General features: G+C 66.8%; 17 protein-coding genes. 5 read left to right on the top strand and 12 right to left on the bottom strand.

Going from position 1 to position 18,719, the window contains the following annotated elements:
* The first annotated feature begins 3 nt into the window (after window positions 1–3).
* Complete coding sequence (locus tag WS69_RS02170; RefSeq protein WP_059469184.1) at window positions 4–1,194, top strand: heme biosynthesis protein HemY; 1,191 nt, start codon at window positions 4–6, stop codon at window positions 1,192–1,194.
* 102 nt (window positions 1,195–1,296) lie between these two features.
* On the opposite strand, the gene WS69_RS02165 is transcribed toward WS69_RS02170, so the two are convergent.
* The 3 genes from WS69_RS02165 to WS69_RS02155 form a co-directional block, all read right to left on the bottom strand.
* Window positions 1,297–2,604 (bottom strand): MFS transporter, encoded by a 1,308-nt coding sequence (locus WS69_RS02165; RefSeq protein ID WP_059469183.1) that lies wholly within the window; start codon window positions 2,602–2,604, stop codon window positions 1,297–1,299.
* A 53-nt stretch (window positions 2,605–2,657) separates the two neighbouring features.
* Window positions 2,658–3,416 carry an SDR family oxidoreductase gene (locus WS69_RS02160; RefSeq protein WP_059469182.1) on the bottom strand — a complete coding sequence of 253 codons (759 nt, stop codon included), beginning with the start codon at window positions 3,414–3,416 and terminating at the stop codon, window positions 2,658–2,660.
* An 87-nt stretch (window positions 3,417–3,503) separates the two neighbouring features.
* The gene (locus WS69_RS02155; protein ID WP_059469181.1) at window positions 3,504–4,943 is read right to left on the bottom strand and encodes an aldehyde dehydrogenase family protein; all 1,440 of its coding nucleotides are present in this window, start codon (window positions 4,941–4,943) and stop codon (window positions 3,504–3,506) included.
* Between the two features lie 160 nt (window positions 4,944–5,103).
* Here WS69_RS02155 and ppa point away from each other — a divergent pair, with 160 nt between their 5' ends.
* The gene (gene ppa, locus WS69_RS02150) at window positions 5,104–5,631 is read left to right on the top strand and encodes an inorganic diphosphatase (protein ID WP_059469180.1); all 528 of its coding nucleotides are present in this window, start codon (window positions 5,104–5,106) and stop codon (window positions 5,629–5,631) included.
* 55 nt (window positions 5,632–5,686) lie between these two features.
* Here the strand turns inward: ppa and WS69_RS29855 are convergent, their stop codons facing one another.
* The 3 genes from WS69_RS29855 to WS69_RS02135 form a co-directional block, all read right to left on the bottom strand.
* Window positions 5,687–6,244 (bottom strand): GIY-YIG nuclease family protein, encoded by a 558-nt coding sequence (locus WS69_RS29855; protein WP_082715885.1) that lies wholly within the window; start codon window positions 6,242–6,244, stop codon window positions 5,687–5,689.
* Window positions 6,245–6,347: 103 nt separating this feature from the next.
* Window positions 6,348–7,742: a DHA2 family efflux MFS transporter permease subunit gene (locus WS69_RS02140; protein ID WP_059469179.1), complete on the bottom strand. Its 1,395-nt coding sequence runs from the start codon at window positions 7,740–7,742 to the stop codon at window positions 6,348–6,350.
* 752 nt (window positions 7,743–8,494) lie between these two features.
* Complete coding sequence (locus tag WS69_RS02135) at window positions 8,495–9,673, bottom strand: GNAT family N-acetyltransferase (protein ID WP_059469178.1); 1,179 nt, start codon at window positions 9,671–9,673, stop codon at window positions 8,495–8,497.
* A 145-nt stretch (window positions 9,674–9,818) separates the two neighbouring features.
* On the opposite strand from WS69_RS02135, the gene WS69_RS02130 reads away from it, so the two are divergent.
* Together WS69_RS02130 and WS69_RS02125 are read left to right on the top strand one after the other, a co-directional pair.
* Entirely contained in the window at window positions 9,819–11,519 is a 1,701-nt protein-coding gene (locus WS69_RS02130; protein WP_059469177.1) for an NAD+ synthase, read from the top strand.
* A 60-nt stretch (window positions 11,520–11,579) separates the two neighbouring features.
* A complete protein-coding gene (locus tag WS69_RS02125) occupies window positions 11,580–11,918 on the top strand; it encodes a P-II family nitrogen regulator (RefSeq protein WP_010102269.1) in 339 nt (112 codons plus the stop codon).
* 303 nt (window positions 11,919–12,221) lie between these two features.
* On the opposite strand, the gene WS69_RS02120 is transcribed toward WS69_RS02125, so the two are convergent.
* The gene (locus WS69_RS02120) at window positions 12,222–13,316 is read right to left on the bottom strand and encodes a porin (protein WP_197419192.1); all 1,095 of its coding nucleotides are present in this window, start codon (window positions 13,314–13,316) and stop codon (window positions 12,222–12,224) included.
* Between the two features lie 550 nt (window positions 13,317–13,866).
* On the bottom strand, window positions 13,867–14,844 hold the full coding sequence (locus WS69_RS02115) for a LysR family transcriptional regulator (protein WP_059469176.1): 978 nt from the start codon (window positions 14,842–14,844) through the stop codon (window positions 13,867–13,869).
* Window positions 14,845–14,935: 91 nt separating this feature from the next.
* Here WS69_RS02115 and WS69_RS02110 point away from each other — a divergent pair, with 91 nt between their 5' ends.
* Window positions 14,936–15,433 carry a GNAT family N-acetyltransferase gene (locus WS69_RS02110; RefSeq protein WP_059469175.1) on the top strand — a complete coding sequence of 166 codons (498 nt, stop codon included), beginning with the start codon at window positions 14,936–14,938 and terminating at the stop codon, window positions 15,431–15,433.
* Window positions 15,434–15,480: 47 nt separating this feature from the next.
* Here WS69_RS02110 and WS69_RS02105 read toward each other — a convergent pair whose 3' ends face one another.
* From WS69_RS02105 to WS69_RS02085, 4 genes are all read right to left on the bottom strand, one after another.
* Window positions 15,481–16,260: an ABC transporter ATP-binding protein gene (locus tag WS69_RS02105; protein WP_059469174.1), complete on the bottom strand. Its 780-nt coding sequence runs from the start codon at window positions 16,258–16,260 to the stop codon at window positions 15,481–15,483.
* A 22-nt stretch (window positions 16,261–16,282) separates the two neighbouring features.
* Window positions 16,283–16,996 (bottom strand): ABC transporter permease, encoded by a 714-nt coding sequence (locus WS69_RS02100; protein ID WP_059469173.1) that lies wholly within the window; start codon window positions 16,994–16,996, stop codon window positions 16,283–16,285.
* Complete coding sequence (locus WS69_RS02095) at window positions 16,993–17,682, bottom strand: ABC transporter permease (protein ID WP_059469172.1); 690 nt, start codon at window positions 17,680–17,682, stop codon at window positions 16,993–16,995. Before WS69_RS02095 ends, WS69_RS02100 begins: the two co-directional genes overlap by 4 nt.
* Window positions 17,683–17,892: 210 nt before the next feature.
* The gene (locus WS69_RS02085) at window positions 17,893–18,669 is read right to left on the bottom strand and encodes an ABC transporter substrate-binding protein (RefSeq protein ID WP_059469170.1); all 777 of its coding nucleotides are present in this window, start codon (window positions 18,667–18,669) and stop codon (window positions 17,893–17,895) included.
* Window positions 18,670–18,719 lie beyond the last annotated feature (50 nt).

The raw sequence follows: 18,719 nt of genomic DNA, 5'->3' as shown, positions 1-18,719 counted from the left end.
GACATGACGCTGCGTGGAATCATTTGGCTCGCCGTGCTGTTCGCGATCGCCGCGGGGCTCGCGACGGTCGGCCGCTTCGATACCGGCCAGGTGCTGATCGTCTATCCGCCGTATCGCGTCGACGTGTCGCTGAACTTCTTCGTGCTCGCGATCGTCGTCGCCTTCATCGTGCTGTACGCACTGATGCGGATCGTGCGCAACGTGTGGCGGATGCCGCAGCGCGTCGCCGCGTACCGCACGCGGATGCGCAACGAGCGCGCGCAGGCGTCGCTGCGCGACGCGCTCGCGAACCTGTACGCGGGCCGCTTCTCGCGTGCGGAGAAGGCCGCGCGCGACGCGCTCACCGTCGACGCGAACCAGGGCGCGGCGAGCCTCATCGCCGCGGCGGCGACGCACCGGATGCACGAGTATGCGCGCCGCGATGAGTGGCTCGCGAAGGTGAGCGGCCAGGAATGGCAGGACGCGCGCCTGCTCGCGACGGCCGACATGCGTGCGGACGGCCGCGACGCCGAAGGCGCGCTCGCCGCGCTCGCCGAGATGCAGGCGTCGGGTGGCAAGCGGATCCACGCGCAGCAGATCGCGCTGCGCGCGCAGCAGCAACTGAAGAACTGGGTCGAGGTGCTGAAGATCGCGAAGGCGCTCGAAAAGCGCGAGGCGCTGCATCCGGCCGCCGCCGTGCGTCTGCGCCAGCAGGCCGCAGAGCATCTGCTGCGCGATCGCCGGCATGACGCTGACGCGTTCCTCGAGGTGTGGCAATCGCTGTCGGCGGCCGAACGGCAGTCGCCGCGTCTCGCGGATCTCGCGGCCGAACTGCTGATCGCGCTCGAGCGCCGGCCGGAAGCGCGGCGGATCGTCGAGGACGCGCTCGCGCACAACTGGAACGCGCGGCTGTTGCGCCGCTATCCGGACACGGCGGGTCCCGACGCGCTTCCGTTGATCCAGAAGGCGGAGGGGTGGCGCCGGGACCGGCCGGAAGACGCGGATCTACTGTTCGCGCTCGGCCGCCTGTGCCAGCAGCAGCAACTGTGGGGCAAGGCGCAGTCGTTCCTCGAATCGGCGCTCAAGCTTGCCGACGACGAGCCGCTCAAGATCCGCACGCATCGCGCGCTTGCGCGTCTGTTCGAGCGGCTCGGCGAATCCGACAAGGCCGCGCAGCACTATCGCGAAAGCGCGCTTGCGATGACGATCGTCTGAGCGTTCGCGCCGGGTTCTCGCTCGGCGGGCAGTAAGGGTGGAAAGAAAGCGGCGGCCTCGATGGCCGCCGTTTCCGTTTGAATCGATGCGTCGCGAATCGACTCAGATGTCGACGAGCGTCTTCGGCACCGACAGCGCGAGCAGCCCGCCCAGCACGAGGAACCCGGCGAGCATGTACATCCCCGCGTCGTTCGACGCCGTCGCCTGCTTGAGCCAGCCGACGAGATACGGGCTCAGGAAGCCGGCGAGGTTGCCGATCGAATTGATGATCGCGAGGCCCGCCGCGGCGGCCGTGCCGCCGAGGAACGCGGTCGGCAGGCTCCAGAAGAGGGGGAGCGTCGTCAGGATGCCCATCGTCCCGATCGTGAGGCCGAGCATCGCAAGCAGCGTGTCGTGCGCCCATACGACGGACAGCACGAGCCCGACCGCGCCCGCCGCTGCGGGGATCGCGAGGTGCCAGCGCCGCTCGCGGCGGCGGTCCGCGCTGTGCGCGATCGCGAGCATCGCGACGACGGCCGCCGCGTACGGCACGGCGGACAGCAGGCCGATCGTGAACGTATCGGTCACGCCCGTCGACTTGATGAGCGTCGGCAGCCAGAAGCCGACGCCGTAGAGCCCCATCACGAACGAGAAGTAGATGAGGCCCATCAGCCACACGCGCGGACTCCTGAACACGACGGAGAGCGGCGGGTCTTCCTTGCGTGCATCCTCGAGCGCGATGTTGCGCGCGAGGAGCGCCTTTTCGTCGTCGTCGAGCCACTTTGCCTTGACGATCCGGTCGTCGAGCGCGAACAGCAGCAGGATGCCGACGAGCACTGACGGCACCCCTTCGAGCAGGAACAGCCATTGCCATCCGTGCCAGCCGTTCGCCCCGTCGAAGGTCTTCAGGATGTAGCCGGAGATCGGGCCGCCGACGACGCCCGACAGCGCGACGGCCGTCATGAAGAGCGTCGTCATCCTGCCGCGGCGGTGCGCCGGATACCAGTAAGTCAGATAGAGGATCACGCCGGGGAAGAAGCCCGCCTCGGCGGCGCCGAGCAGGAAGCGCATCGTGTAGAACATCGCGGGCGTCGACACGAACATCGTCAGCGCCGAGATGATGCCCCACGTGACCATGATCCGCGCGATCCACACCCGCGCGCCGACGCGGTGCAGGATCACGTTGCTCGGGACTTCGAACAGGAAGTAGCCGACGAAGAAGATCCCGGCGCCGAGACCGTAGACCGCATCGGACAGGTGCAGGTCGGACGCCATCTGCAGTTTCGCGAAGCCGACGTTTACGCGGTCGAGATACGCGACGACATAGCAGAGCAGCAGTAGCGGCGCGAGCCGCCACGAAACCTTGCGATAGGTCGCCGCCTCGAAGGCGGATGGCGGGGTCGGCGTGAACGCCGGCACGGTGCTGGCCATGATTGTCTCCTCTGGCACGTTTTGATTGTGACGGGCGGTGCGCGCCGCGGCGTTCAGACGCAGCGGCCGCCGTCGACTTCGAGGCATGCGCCGGTGATGAACGCGGCGTCGTCGGATGCGAGATAGAGCGCCGCGTTCGCGATGTCCTGCGGGGTCGACAGGCGGCCGAGCGGGATCGTCGCAATGAAGCGCGCGCGGTTCTCAGGCGTGTCCGGCACGCCCATGAACGCGCTCGTGAGCCCGGTTTCGCCGAGCACCGGGTTCACGCAGTTCACGCGGATCCGGTCGGGGCCGAGCTCGACGGCGAGCGTCTTGCTCGCGGTGATCATCGCGCCCTTCGTGCTGTTGTACCAGACGAGGCCGGGGCGCGGCCGCACGCCCGCCGTCGATGCGACGTTGACGAACGCGCCGCCGCCCGCCTGGCGAAAATGCGGAACGAACGTCTGCACGCTCCAGAAGAGGCTCTTCATGTTGACTGCGTATACGCGGTCGTATTCGGCTTCGGTCACGTCGAGCACCGGCTTGTTGCGATGCGTCGTGCCGGCGTTGTTGACGACGATCTGCACGCCGCCGAATGCGTCGAGCGCCGCGTCGAGGAGCGCGCGCCAATCGTCGCCGCGCGATACGTCGCCCGCGACGGCGAGCGCGCGCCCGCCCGCGAGCGCGATTTCGCTCGCGACGCGCTCGGCCGCCGGCGCGTTCAGATCGTTGACGACGATGCACGCGCCTTCGCGCGCGAACGTTTTCGCGATGCCTTCGCCGAAGCCCGAGCCTGCGCCCGTGACGACGGCGGTCTTGCCGCTGAGCCGCATCCGTTGTCTCCTGGATTTTGTTGTGGGTCTTGCCGTGACTTGAACGGGTGGCGGCGCTCGACCTCGCGCGCCGTGCCGCGCCTTCGGTCAGTCGTGCTTGAGCGCGATCGTCTTTAGCACGGTGAAACCGTACAAAGCCTCGAAGCCTTTTTCGCGGCCGTAGCCCGAGCGTCCGCTGCCGCCGAACGGCAGCTCGACGCCGCCGCCCGCGCCGTAGTTGTTGACGAACACCTGTCCCGCGCGCAGCCGTCGCGCGAGCCGCATCTGGCGCGCGCCGTCGCGCGTCCACACGCCTGCGACGAGCCCGTACGGCGTGCCGTTCGCGAGCGCGAGCGCTTCGTCCTCGTCGGCGAACTTCATAGCGGCGAGCACCGGGCCGAACACTTCTTCCTGCGCGAGCCGGTGCGTGTGCGGCACGTCGCGCAGCAGCGCGGGCGCCTGGTAGAAGCCCGTTTCGGGGGCGTCCGGCACGACTTCGCCGTGCGCGGCCATCACGATGCCGTCGTGCTGCGCGTCGGACAGAAAGTCCCACACGCGCTGCTGCTGCTTCGCGCTGATGAGCGGCCCGCAGTCGAGATCGGCGTGGCCGGGGCCGACCTTCAGCGCGTTGAACGCGGCGGCGAGCCGCTCGACGAGCGGTTCGTAGACCGCCTTGTCGATCAGCACGCGGCTGCCGGCCGAACAGGTCTGGCCGCTGTTCTGCACGATCGCGGACACGAGGACGGGCAGCGCGGCGTCGAGGTCCGCGTCGGCGAACACGATCTGCGGCGACTTGCCGCCGAGCTCGAGCGTGACGGGCGCGTGGTGTTCGGCCGCCGCTTGCGCGACAAGGCGGCCCGTGTCCGGCGAGCCGGTGAACGAAATATGGTCGATGCCCGGATGGCGCGCGAGCGCCGCGCCGGCTTCGTGGCCGTAGCCCGTCACGACATTGAACGTGCCCGCGGGGAGCCCGGCTTCGGCCGCGAGCGTCGCGACGCGCAGGATTGACAGGCACGCGTCCTCCGACGGCTTGACGACGCACGCGTTGCCCGCGGCGAGCGCCGCGCCGACGCTGCGCCCGAGGATCTGCATCGGGTAGTTCCACGGCACGATGTGCCCGGTGACGCCGTGCGGCTCGCGCAGCGTGAGCACCGTGTAGCCGTCGCGGTAGGGCAGTGTCTCGCCGTGCAGCTTGTCCGCCGCGCCCGCGTAGAACTCGAAGTAGCGGGTGAGCGCGTCGGCGTCCGCGCGCGCCTGCGTGAGCGGCTTGCCGGTGTCGCGCGATTCGATGAGCGCGAGCTCCTCGCGGCACGCGGCGACGAGCATCGACAGCCGGTACAGCATGCGCCCCCGCTCGGCCGCGCTCGCCGTGCCCCACGGGCCATCGAACGCAGCGCGGGCCGCGCGCACGGCCGCGTCGATGTCGGGCGCGGTGCCGCGCGCGAGCCGCGCGAACGGCTCGCCGTCGGACGGATCGATCACGGCGATCGTCTCGCCGCCCGTGGGCGCAGCCCACGCCCCCGAGATGAAGTGCTTCGCCTCTTCCATGCTCGCTCCCGGCTCGTCGCGCCGTGTCTGATCGTTGCCCGATTATCGGCCGAACGGGACCGGAGCGCCATCGGGCGATTGGCTATAATGCGCATTCCATCGGAGGCGCCCGCGAGGCCGCCATCCGTCCCGATTCCCATCCGAACTTCAGAGAACGCTCATGAGCTTCAGCAACGTCCCGGCCGGCAAGGATCTGCCGCAAGACTTCAACGTGATCATCGAGATCCCGGCGCAAAGCGAGCCGGTCAAGTACGAAGCCGACAAGGAACTCGGCCTCCTCGTCGTCGATCGCTTCATCGGCACGGGCATGCGCTATCCGGTGAACTACGGCTTCATTCCGCAGACGCTGTCGGGCGACGGCGACCCCGTCGACGTGCTCGTCATCACGCCGTTCCCGCTGCTCGCGGGCTCGGTCGTCCGCGCGCGCGCGCTCGGCATGCTGAAGATGACCGACGAATCGGGCGTCGACGCGAAGCTCGTCGCGGTGCCGCACGACAAGGTCTGCCCGATGACGGCCAACCTCAAGTCGATCGACGACGTGCCCGGGTACCTGAAGGACCAGATCAAGCACTTCTTCGAGCAATACAAGGCGCTCGAGAAGGGCAAGTGGGTGAAGGTCGAAGGCTGGGACGGCATCGACGCGGCACACAAGGAAATCGACGAAGGCGTCGCGAACTTCAAGAAGTAAGCGGCGGGCCGGCGCACGCGGCGCCGGCCGGTTGCGCGAAACCGCGCGTGTCTCGTCACGAGGCCGCGCGGTTTTGTTTTGTGCGCGCGGGTTCCGCTCTCCTTCTCGAAGTCGTTGGTGTCCCGGAAGACCCGGCCGCCGTCTGCTTCGATATTTTCGCTGCGTTTGCGGCCTTCTTCGGCTTCGCCGGCTTGGCGGCGGGATGCGCGGCGGCCGTACCGCCCGTCGTCATTACCGCGCCGATTGCGGTTGCGGCTTCGGCCGTCGCCGTTTCGGCGATGCCGGCTGCCGGCGCGGGTGTCGCGCAATCGCCGTCCGCGCGGCGTGCCGCGGCGGCGTCAGCGGCCGGCAGCACCGACGCGAGCGAGAGCGAGCCCCCCGCGAGCGCGCGCTTTTGCGTCGGCGTCAGCCGTTTGACCCAATATTCGGCGCGCGACGCGCTCGAGCGATCGGCGAGCTCGAACGACGCGAGTACGGCCTTCGGCTTGCGCGCGCGCGTGTAGCGCGCGCCCTTGCCTTGCGCGTGCTGCGCGAAGCGTGCGGCGACGTCGGTCGTAATGCCAGTGTAGACGCTGCCGTCCGCGCATTCGATCAGATACAGGTACCAGGACATGAAGGGCGGCGTGATGCGAAGCCGCCAGTGTCGCAGAAATTGCGCGGCGCGAGCGCGCGATTCGCCCGTCGGCTCATCTGGCGGCCGCCCCCCGGTCGCGCGGCTAGCGGTGCGCGACCGCGTGGCCGGGCCGCGTGCGCGTCACGGGCGCTTCCCGGATTCGCCGGAAGATCGCCGCGGACACGAGCGTCACCGCGCCGACGCAGACGAAGCTCAGCTTGAAGCCGAGCAGCGATGAGCCGGTCTGCTCGCCGAACAGGCTCGTGAGCCCGCTTCCCACCGATGCGCCGAGCCCCATCGACAGCATCTGCACCATCGAATACAGGCTGTTGCCGCTCGCCGCGTCGCGGTGCGGCAGGCCTTTCAGCGTCACGCTGTTCATTGCCGCGATCTGAATCGAGTTGATCGCGCCGAAGATCGCAATCAGCGCCATTTCGACGACGAGCGGCGTGTCGGGGCCGATGGCCGCGAACAGCGCGATCACGGCGCCGACGATCAGCGTGTTGGCGAACAGAAACGTGCGATAGCCGTAGCGGCGAACGAGCGGCGCGATCCACGGCTTCGCGATCACACCCGCGATGGCGGCCGGCACGAGCATGAGCCCCGAGCGCAACGGAGAATAGCCGAATTCGATCTGCATCATCAGCGGCAGCAGGAAGGGCGTCGCGCCGATGCCGATCCGCGAGATCAGATTGCCGGCAAGGCCGACTGCGAAGTTCGGTTCGCGAAAGAGTTCGAGCCGGAAGAGCGGATTCGCGCGCCTGCGCGCATGGGCGACGTACACGATCGCCGCGGCCGCGGCGATCGCGGTCACGCCGACGGTCCAGTCCGTGTAGCCGCCGTCGGACAACGCGTCGATCGCGAGCGAGCCGGCGATCATCGCGATCGACAGCAGCGTGTAGCCCGTGTAGTCGAACGGCGGAGGATCGATCGGCTCGTCGCGCGGCATGTAGCGGTGGACGGCGACGAGGCCGACCGCGCAGATCGGCAGGTTGACGAGGAACACCCAGTACCACGACATCGACTGCGTGAGCCAGCCGCCGAGCGTTGGGCCGAGGATCGGCCCGATCTGGCCGAAGATCGACACGAACGCGAGCGCGGCCACGTATTCGTCGCCGGGCACGCCCCGCAGTACCGCGAGCCGGCCGATCGGCAGCAGCATCGAGCCGCCGATGCCTTGCAGCACCCGAGCGACGATGAGCTGCGTCGCGCTCGTCGCGGCCGCGCAGCACTGCGAGCCGAGCGCGAACACGACAATCGCGACGAAGAACACGCGACGCGTGCCAAAGCGATCCGCGAGCCAGCCGGACGCGGGCGTGAGTGTGGCCATCGTCAGTGTGTAGGCGGTGACGACGCCGTGCATCGAGAGCGCGTCCTGGCCGAGCGCGTGGGCGATCGACGGCAGCGCCGTGTTGACGATGGTCGTGTCGACGGACTGCATGAAGAACGCGGTGGCTACGATCCATAGCAGCGTCGTTCGGGAAGAGGTGTTGGGCATGAGCGCGGACCGATGAGTTGGGTGCGTCGCGCCTGGCGCGCGCGACGCAAGCCCCGCCGTCTCGGGCGGCGCGCAGCGCTTGCCCGAGATCGTCGGGGGCGTTGGTTAGTGGGCGCGTGTGTCGAGGCGCGTGGCGAGCGGCAGGCCAGTGGCCGGGGCGGCTCCCGCCGCGCGGGCCGCTCGGCGAGCGCCGGGGGGCGGGAAGCCCGATGGCTTGCGCCGCCACGCTGGTTTCGCAGACGCCATTTCAAACGGCGTTTCGGGACTGATGTCGGGCGATAAGAATGGTCGGCGCATGCCGTTTAGAATCGGCAGATGGGATGACATAATTTAATACTCCTAATTGATAATCCGCATGAAGATTCTCAACCAAAAGATCAAAATGTCTCCCCATCCTCTCCGATCGCGTCAGGCGGTGCGCCGAAGGGTGAAACTAGCGGGTGGCCCTGGAATATGAAAGTTTTTATCGATTTTCAGAATATCGTTTCTGAAAATCAGAAACAGGGGCGAAGGCGAATGAAATCCGTTTCTCCCTATTTTGGTGCGCATTAAGCACAACGAAAGTGTAGGGGGTTTTGTGCGAATATTGCAACCGAATAATCTTTCAATTTCCGATTTGGAGCGAATGATAATCAAATATCCCGTATATCCTGTTGAGGGAAATGAATGGCGATGCCGTTTTGGAAGCCGGCGCGCCTCGCTCGCGCGACTAGCCGGCCGCGGGACGAGGCGCGGGGGGCGTCGCGTCGTGGTCAGCGTTCGCCGTTCCTGAACGGATTGTGCTCGCGCAACTCGTCGACGTACGCGTGGATCTGGTTCGTCTCCTGCGCGAGGAAGCGGCCGACCGCATCGGCGAACGCCGGATGCGCGAGCCAGTGCGCGGAGCGCGTGACGGTCGGCATGAAGCCGCGCGCGAGCTTGTGCTCGCCTTGCGCGCCGCCTTCGAACGTGTCGAGCCGCTCGTCGATGCAGAATTCGAGCAACTGGTAGTACGCGGCCTCGAAGTGCAGGCACGGCACCTGTTCGAGCGCGCCCCAGTAGCGGCCGTACAGCGTGCCGCCGCCCGACGCGTCGCGCTGGTAGACGGCGAGCGCGCTCGCGATCGGCTGGCCGTCGCGCTCGGCGATCACGAGCAGCAGGTTCTCCGGCATCGTCGCGCCGATTTCGCGGAAGAAGTCGAGATTCAGGTACGGGCTCGAAAAGTGCTCGCGGTACGTCTGCCGGTAGCAGCGCGTGAAGAAGCGCCATTCAGCGTCGGTCGCGTCCTCGCCGCGCACGCGGCGGAACGTGACGCCGGCTTCCGCGACCTTGCGGCGCTCCGCACGGATGTTTTTGCGCTTCTTCTGTTCGAGCGTGGCGAGAAATTCGTCGAAGTCGCGATAGCCGTCATTCAGCCAATGGAACTGCACGCCTTCGCGCAGCATCATCCCGATGTCGGCGAGCACGCGCGTCTCTTCGTCGGTCGGAAACAGCACGTGCAGCGACGACACGTCGCTCTGCTCGGCGAGCGCGACGAGCGTCGCGGCGAGCCGGCGGCGCGCGTCGTCGCCGACGGCGAGAAGCCGGCTGCCTTGCACGGGCGTGAATGGCACCGCGCACAGCAGCTTCGGGTAATACGGCAGCGCGTTGCGCTGATACGCGTCGGCCCACGCCCAGTCGAACACGTATTCGCCATACGAATGGCGCTTCGCGTAAACGGGCGCAGCCGCGACGAGCGCGCCCGTTGCGCCGTCCGTCAGCGTGACGAAGCGGGGCGTCCAACCGGTGCCGTCGACCGCGCAGCCCGCGCGGTGCAGCGCGCTCAGGAAGGCGTGCTTCAGAAAGGGCGTCGGGCGCTCGGCGCGCGCGACGAGCGCGTCCCACTCGACGGCGTTTGCGTCGAGCGGAGACGACAGGATGCCCATGCGATAATCAAAGCGTTCGTGTTTCAACGATCTGAATCCGTTTCGTTCGTACCCGGTTGTACCCGTTCGTACCCGTTTGCACCGTCGGTCAGGCGCGCTGCCGCGCCGTCCGTCCGTGCGTTTGATCAAAGCCGTACGCGCTGCGGCCCGAGGAGGCCGCGCTGATCCCGTGATGAAAACCCGTATCGCACTTGCCCAACTCAACGTCACCGTCGGCGATTTCGCCGGCAACGTCGCCAAGATCGTCGCCGCCGCGCGCGCCGCGCACGACGCCGGCGCGCAGCTCCTGATCGCGCCGGAACTCGCGCTGTCCGGCTATCCGCCCGAGGACCTGCTGCTGCGCCCCGCGTTCTACGCGGCGTCGGACGCGGCGCTCGCCGAGCTCGCCGCGCTGCTGAAGCCGCTCGCGGGGCTCGCGGTGCTGGTCGGCCATCCGCAGCGCGCGGCCGGCTCGGGCGCGTCAAGCGCCGATGGTAATGCAAACCGTCCGATCGAGCGCGGCGTCTCGCCGACCGATACCTACAACGCGGCATCGCTCATCGTCGACGGCGAGGTCGTCGGAACGTACCGGAAGCAGGACCTGCCGAATACCGAGGTGTTCGACGAGAAGCGCTATTTCGCGACCGACGCCGCGCCGTACGTGTTCGAGCTGAACGGCGTGAAGTTCGGCGTCGTGATCTGCGAGGACGTGTGGCACGCGTCGGCCGCGCAGCTCGCGAAGGCGGCGGGCGCGCAGGCGCTGATCGTGCCGAACGGCTCGCCGTATCACATGAACAAGGAAGCGGTGCGGATCGACATCCTGCGCGCGCGGATTCGCGAGACCGGCCTGCCGATGATCTACGTGAATCTCGTCGGCGGCCAGGACGAGCTCGTGTTCGACGGCGGCTCGTTCGTGCTCGACGGCGCGGGCGAGCTCGTCGCGAAGATGCCGCAGTTCGAGGAAGGCAATGCGATCGTCGAATTCGACGGCGCGCGACCGCTGCCTGCGCGGATCGCGCCGGAGCTGCCCGTCGAGGCGCAGGTGTATCGCGCGCTCGTGCTCGGCGTGCACGACTACATCGGCAAGAACGGCTTTCCGGGCGCGATCATCGGGCTGTCGGGCGGCGTCGATTCGGCGCTCGTGCTCGCGGTCGCGGTCGACGCGCTCGGCGCCGATCGCGTGCGCGCGGTGATGATGCCGTCGCGCTATACGGCCGACATCTCGACGACCGACGCGGCCGAGATGGCGAAGCGCGTCGGCGTGCGCTACGACCAGATCGCGATCGCGCCGATGTTCGATGCGTTCCGCGCGTCGCTCGCGGGCGAATTCGCGGGCCGCGCCGAAGACGCGACCGAGGAGAACATCCAGGCGCGGATCCGCGGCACGCTCTTGATGGCGCTGTCGAACAAATTCGGCTCGATCGTGCTGACGACGGGCAACAAGAGCGAGATGGCGGTCGGCTACTGCACGCTGTACGGCGACATGGCGGGCGGCTTCGCGGTGATCAAGGACATCGCGAAGACGCTCGTCTACCGGCTCTGTCACTACCGCAACGCCGCGGTCGAATACGGCAAGCTCGGCATCATTCCGGAGCGGATTCTGACGCGCGCGCCGTCCGCCGAGCTGCGCGAGAACCAGACCGACCAGGACAGCCTGCCGCCGTACGACGTGCTCGACGCGATCATGCGGATGTACATGGAAGAAGATCGGCCGCTCGCGGCGATCGTCGCGGCGGGCTACTCGGAGGCGGACGTCAAGCGCGTCACGCGGCTCATCAAGATCAACGAGTACAAGCGCCGCCAGGCGCCCGTCGGCATTCGCGTCACGCATCGCGCGTTCGGGCGCGACTGGCGCTATCCGATCACGTCGCGCTTCTCCGAGAGCATCGACTGACGCGGCGCGCGGCGTAGAATCGGCTGACGATTTTCATTCATTCGAAGCAAGGGGCACATCATGAAACGCATCACCGCCATCATCAAGCCGTTCAAGCTGGACGAAGTGCGCGAAGCGCTCGCCGAAGTCGGTCTGACGGGGCTCACCGTGACGGAAGTGAAGGGCTTCGGCCGCCAGAAGGGCCACACGGAGCTCTACCGCGGCGCTGAGTACGTGGTCGACTTCTTGCCGAAGATGAAGATCGAGGTGGTGGTCGCGAACGATCTCGTCGATCAGGTGATCGATGCGGTGATCGGCGCCGCGCGTACCGGCAAGATCGGCGACGGCAAGATCTTCGTGTCGGACGTCGAGCGCGTGATCCGGATTCGGACGGGCGAGGAGAACGAAGCGGCCGTCTGAGGCCGGATTGCTCGGAAGAGGGGCCGTCGGCGCGGCGGGGCCGGACGGCTGCGGCTGCGCGGCGTCGTATGGGTGCTCGCGTTCGCGCATTGCGTTGGACGTATCGTGTCGCGCGCGAGGTCGCGCGACGTGCCGCTCAGTCTTGCTTCGTCGAGCGTTGCGTCATTCCGCCATTCCGTCGTTTCACGGTTTCGGCCCGCGCATAAAAAAACGGTGCGACACCTATGGGCATCGCACCGGTACGCGCCTCTCGCAGCAGCGTGAAAAGACTCTCTATCGGTTCAGACGATCCAGCGTTTGTGCTTAGAACAGGTGCTGGATGCCGGCGTACACGCCCGTCTGGCTGCCGCCGAACTTCGGATTGCCGGTCGAGATGTCGGTGCCCGCGCCGTTGGCGTTCAGGCCGAAGTTTGCGGTCTTGCTGTTGCGCACCGTCGCGACCTGAACGTCGAACAGCGTGCGCTTCGAGATGTTGTACGAGCCGCCGACCGTGTAGATGTTCGCGTTGCCGCCGCCGTGGTTCGCGTTGACGTGATACACGGCTGCGATCAGCGCGGCTGCCGGCGTGGCTTGCCACGTCACGCCGCCCCACACCTGCTGAGTGCCCGTGATGCCGTTATTGACGACCGGGCCGCCGCTGCCGTCGGCGTGCGACGACTGGTAGGCCGCCTGCAGTTTGAACTGGCCGAGGAACACGTTCGCGCCGGCGAAGTATTCGCGCGAGTAGTTGAACACGTCGGAGAACTTGCCGTTGCTGTCGCGCGTTTCATCGTAGATGCCGCGCAACTGGAACAGCGACGTCGTGTAGGTGAGCTGCGCACCGGCCGCGCGGCCCGGCTGGCCGGCCGTGGTGTTGCCGTTGAAGCTCGTCGAGTTCGAGAACGAGAACTGGCCGTAGAAATCGAGACCGTAGTACTTAGGCGACTGGTACGACACGTTGTTGCTGGTCTTGTTCCAGTTGCGGCCGCGCACGAGCGAAGCGGTCGACCACGACGACTGGCCGAACGGGTCGAAGTCCCACACGCCGTTCGCGATCGCGAGTTCGCGGCCGAGCAGCAGGGTACCGTATGCGTCGTTGGAGATGCCGATCGTCGCCCAGCGATTCCAGAGACTGCCGCCGCCCGGGCCGTTGCCGCTCATCGTGTCGAAGCTGCCTTCCAACTGGAACACGATCTTGTTGCCGCCGCCGATGTCTTCGGAGCCCTTCAAGCCCCAGAGGCTCGTGCCCCAGTCGCCGCTTTCCGCGCGCCAGCGGCTCGAGCTGCCGCCGTTCGCGCTCGGCAGGCCGCTCATGTATTCGATGCCGGCGTCGAGACGGCCGTACAGTGTCACGCTGCTTTGAGCGTGAGCCGCCACTCCGGCAGTCGCCAGTACTGCCGCGAGCATAACTTTCTTCATCATCTCCTCCATACCCTGTCAAAAAGTCAACCCAGAACTGCGCAACATGTCCGGCTTTGCATGCTGGACAAAATGGGTAACCAGAGAGACCGCGTGCAGGCCGGGTGGGCGACGCACGTGAGCGAGCGGACGGGAGTGCCGTTTTGCGGGCCCGTGCGGCCGGGATGGCCTGCCGGGGTCTCCTGTCGTCATGAAGTCAAACTACATTTCATGACTTTCGTTTTGCTACTTTGGTTACTAATTTAGCAAAAATACACTTTTGTGGCGACGAAAATCGTTGTTTGACTAGCACGTGTCGCCAAATTGCCATATATGTGTGCGCGGCCTCGCCGGACGACTTTCGTCAACGCGGCCGAATCCCTTGCCCGTCAAGGCACGCACGGAATCCGGCGGCATAGGTCAAGGATTGCCACTATTGACGCTGGAAATTCGTGAGGTTAAACGCGCCGGCGCTGATTGCGTCAGGAATCCGTAATGAAAACGCGGGTGGCGGACCGGGCGCGCGGCCGCCGTTTCGCCGCCTGCGACGCGGCGCAGGGCGGGGCCGACGTCAGCGCGCGCGAGCGGTCGACGCGACCGGAGCCGTATCCATCAGTTGCGCGCGAATCCAGCGGTGTGCGTCGGTCCGCGCGTGCTTCGCGTGCGAATACACCTTCACCGTGTAGCGGGGGATCTCGAACGGCGCGGCGAAGATCCGGATCGGCGCCGCGTGCCGCAGCACCTCGGCCGGATGGCGCGGAACCGTCATCAGCAGGTCGGAATCGGCGACGATGAAGGGCGCCGCGAGCACCGTCGGCAATTGCACGGCGACCTGCCGTTCGAGACCGAGCTTGTCGAGCACGTAGTCGATCACGCCGCGCGTCTCGTGCCACGGCGTGACGACGACGTGCCGCGCCGCGAGATATTGCGCGAGACTCGGGCGTCGCCGGATCGACGGATGGCGCTCGCTCGCGATCACGACGTAGTCGTCAGTGAGCCAGTCGAAGCTTTCGATGCCGGGCGCGACCGCGCCCGTTTCCTCGTGATAGCCGAGCGCGAAGTCGATCCGGCCGGAGGCCAGATCCTCGGTCGCGATCTTGCGGCCCGAATAGACGACGTGAAAACGCAATTGCGGCGCGACGCGCTGCATCCTGGAAATGAACGCGGGCAGCACCGCGAACGCCGTGTAGTCGGTCGCGGCGAATACGAACGTGCGCGTGCTGCGTTCCGGCTCGAAGCGGCGCGTGCGCTGCATGCCCTTGGACAGCACGTCGAGCGCCTCGCCGACCCAGCCCGCCATGTCCTCGGCTCGCACGGTCGGCTGCATCTCGTTGCCGAAGCGCACGAACAGCTCGTCGCCGAGCGCGTCGCGCAGCCGCGCGAGCGCGTGGCTCAGCGCGGACGGACTGAGCGCGATCTCGTTCGCCGCAGCCGTGACCGAGCGATGGCGAAAGAGCGCGTCGAAGACGAGCAGCAGATTCAGATCGAGGCGGCGCAATGCGGGATGCATGACGTTCAATCGGAGATGAAGAAAATGCACTTCATTCATGGAATGACCTGAACGTAGCATGTCGACCTCGACAGCGCCAGCGGCCACGCGGCGCACATACTCGTCACGATCGGGCCGGGAGGGCCGCTACATGGATATCCGGATTCGAGCAGCCGCGGCGGACGACGCCGCGCTGATCCTGCGCTTCATCAACGAGCTCGCGATCTATGAAAAAGCCGAGGAGCAGGTGGTCGCGACAGTCGAATCGATCGAAGCGAGCCTCTTTCGCGGGGCGTCGCCCGCGCGCGCGCTGATCTGCGAGGCGGACGGCGAGCCGGCGGGCTTCGCGGTCTACTTCTTCTCGTATTCGACGTGGCTCGGCCGGCAGGGGCTGTATCTCGAGGATCTGTACGTATCGCCGCGCTTTCGCGGCGTGGGGGCAGGCAAGCGCCTGCTGCACGCGCTGGCGCGAATCGCGCTCGAGAACGGCTGCGGGCGCTTCGAATGGAGCGTGCTCGACTGGAACGCGCCCGCGATCCGTTTCTACGAGAGAATCGGCGCGAGCGCGCAGAGCGAATGGGTGCGTTACCGGCTCGCGGGCGACGCGCTGTGCGCGTTCGCGAGCGAAGCGCCTTCGGATGCGGCGTGACGAGACGGTTGTGCGGGCGGGGACGTGCGCCGCGCCTGCTTGGCGGTTTACTTGAGGCTGCCGGACAGGAACTGCTTCAGGCGCTCGCTCTTCGTGCGGCCGAACACATCTGCGGGCGCGCCTTCTTCCTCGACCCGTCCCTGGTGCAGGAACATCACGTGGTTCGACACATTGCGCGCGAAGCCCATCTCGTGCGTGACGACGATCATCGTCCGACCTTCCTCCGCGAGCTTCTGCATCACCTTCAGCACTTCGCCGACGAGTTCCGGATCGAGCGCCGACGTCGGTTCGTCGAACAGCATCACGTCCGGATGCATCGCCAGCGCCCGCGCGATCGCGACCCGCTGTTGCTGGCCGCCCGACAGGTGCGATGGATATTGCTTCTCGACGCGCGGCGCCAGCCCCACTTTCTCGAGGTATTCGCGCGCGCGCTCCTCGGCCTCGCGTTTTGGAATGCCGAGCACGTGCACGGGCGCTTCCATCACGTTCTCGAGCACGTTCATGTGCGCCCACAGATTGAAGTGCTGAAACACCATCGCGAGCTTCGTGCGCACGCGCTGCAACTGCTTCGAATCGGCCGCCTTGAGCGCGCCCGTCTTGTCCTGCGCGGTGCGCACTTCTTCGCCGTCGACGAAGATGCGACCCGCGTTGGGTTGCTCGAGGAAGTTGATGCAGCGGAGCATCGTGCTCTTGCCCGAACCGGACGAGCCGATCACGCTGATCACGTCGCCCGCGTTCGCGCGCAGCGAGACGCCTTTCAAAACTTCGTTGTTGCCGTAACGCTTGTGGAGATCGTCGACGAAGAGCTTGTGCATCTGGGTGTTCATCTGAGGCATGTCCGGGCGAAACTCATTTGCCTTGCGGGCGCAGATACGCGAGCCAGCGACGCTCGGCGCGGCGGAACAGCCACACGAGCGTAAACGAGATCGCGAGGTAGAGAAGGGCGGCGATGCCGAATGCGTGGAACGACATGTAGGTCGCTGAATTGACGTCGCGCGCGATCTTCAGGATGTCGGGCACGGTCGCCGTGAATGCGACCGTCGTCGCGTGCAGCATCAGGATCACTTCGTTGCTGTAGAGCGGCAGCGCGCGGCGCAGCGCCGACGGCAGCACGATCCGCCGATACAGCGTGAACGTCGACATCCCGTACGCGCGCGCGGCCTCGATCTCGCCGTACGTGGTCGCCTTGATCGCGCCCGCGAAGATCTCGGTCGTGTACGCGCAGGTGTTCAGCGTAAACGCGAGCAGCGTGCAGTTCATCCCGTCGCGGAAGAACGCGTCGAGCATCGGCGCGCCGCGCACGACCTGCAGGCTGTAGAGCCCGGTATAGCAGAGAAGCAGTTGCACGTAGAGCGGCGTGCCGCGGAACACGTACGTGTAGAGCCAGACGGCGCCCGCGAGCCACTTCTTCTTCGACACGCGCGCCACCGCGAGCGGCACGGACAGGCAGAAGCCGATCCCAATCGACACGACGAGCAGCCACAGCGTGATCGCGAGTCCCGTGAAGCGATACCCGTCGGTATACAGGTAGTTGCGCCAGTATTCTTGGATCAGCTCGATCATAGGTCAGCCTTGCGTACGCCCGTCGAATAACGCTTTTCGAGCCACATCAGCACGAAGTTCGAGATCGTCGTGATCGCGAGATAGATCGCGCCGGCGAGCAGCGTGAAGAAGAAGAACCGCAGCGTGCCCTTGCCCGCGTCCTGCGACGCCTTCACGACGTCGGCGAGGCCGATGATCGACACGAGCGCCGTCGACTTCACGAGCACTTGCCAGTTGTTGCCGATGCCGGGCAGCGCGAAGCGCATCATCTGCGGGAACATGATCCGCGTGAACACCTGCCAGTGCGTCATCCCGTACGCGCTGCCCGCTTCGAGCTGGCCGCGCGGCACCGACAGGAACGCGCCGCGAAATGTCTCGGTGAAGTACGCGCCGTAGATGAAGCCGAGCACGAGCACGCCGGCCGCGAACGGATCGATGTCGATCTGATCCCAGCTCATCAGATCGGTGAACTGGTTCAGCCAGATCTGCAGGCTGTAGAAGAGGAGCAGCATCAGCACGAGGTCCGGCACGCCGCGGATGAGCGTCGTGTAGAGCGTGCCGATCCCGCTCGACAAGCGGTTCTTCGACAGTTTCGCCGCCGCGCCGACGAGGCCGAGCAGAAACGACAGCGCGAGCGACAGCACCGCGAGCTTGACGGTCTGCCAGGTGCCGGAGAGTATCAGCGGGCCGTAGCCTTGAAGAAACATATGTAGTCCTTGACGGCGCGTCGTGCGCGCCGCGAAAGACGCGTCCCGCGTGTTGCGCGAGACGCCCCGTGCGTATCATTGCCGCTCCGCCTTCGCGGATCGCGCCGTCGCCTGCGTTCGGGCAGGGCGGCGGCGCTTCGCAGCGCGTGGTGTCGACCGCTGGTGCTGCACGGGCCGCGCGCCGGTCGCGACGCGCGGCCCGCTCGGCGGCTACTTCGCCGAATAGATGCGGTACGGGAAGTACTTGTGCGACAGCTTGTCGTACGTGCCGTCCTTGTGCATCGCCGCGAGCGCGCGGTCGATCGCGTCCTTCAGGTCCGCGTCTTCCTTGCGCAGCCCCATCGCGGTGCCGTCGCCAAGCGTCTTCGGCTCCTTGACGGCCGGGCCCGCCCACGCGAAGCCCTTGCCGCGCGGCGTGCGCAGGAAGCCGTAATCGGCCTGCAACTCGTCTTGCAGCGTCGCATCGAGGCGGCCCGAGCCGAGATCGGCGTACACCTGATCCTGGTTCTGGTACGACACGATCGTCACGCCCTTCGGCTCCCAGTGCGCTTTCGCGAACGTCTCCTGGGTCGAGCCCTGCTCGACGCCGACGCGCTTGCCCTTCAGCGACTCGACGGTCGGCGCGAGCGGCGACCCCGCCTTCGCGATCATCCGCGCGGGCGCGTCGTACAGCTTGTCGGAGAAATCGATTTGCTCGCGGCGCTTGTCGGTGACGGTCAGCGACGACACGATCACGTCGAACTTCTTCGCCTTCAGCGCGGGGATGATGCCGTCGAGATCCTGCGGCGTCCAGACGCACTTCACGTTGATCCGCTTGCAGACTTCCTTCGCGAGATCGACGTCGAATCCGACGATCTCGCCGCTCGGCGCGGTCGATTCGAACGGCGGATAGCTGGCGTCGACGCCGATCCGCACGGTCTTCCACTCCTTCGCGAAGGCGCCGCCCGCCGCGATGGCGAGGGCCGCGCACAAGGCGAGCTTCTTCATGTCGTTCCTCATCCTGACTTCCCCGCCGCGCGGTCGGATGCACCGGGCAT

The organism is Burkholderia sp. BDU5 (genome assembly GCF_001522845.1).
GTDB lineage: Bacteria > Pseudomonadota > Gammaproteobacteria > Burkholderiales > Burkholderiaceae > Burkholderia > Burkholderia mayonis.
This window is presented reverse-complemented; position numbering and strand designations above follow the sequence as displayed.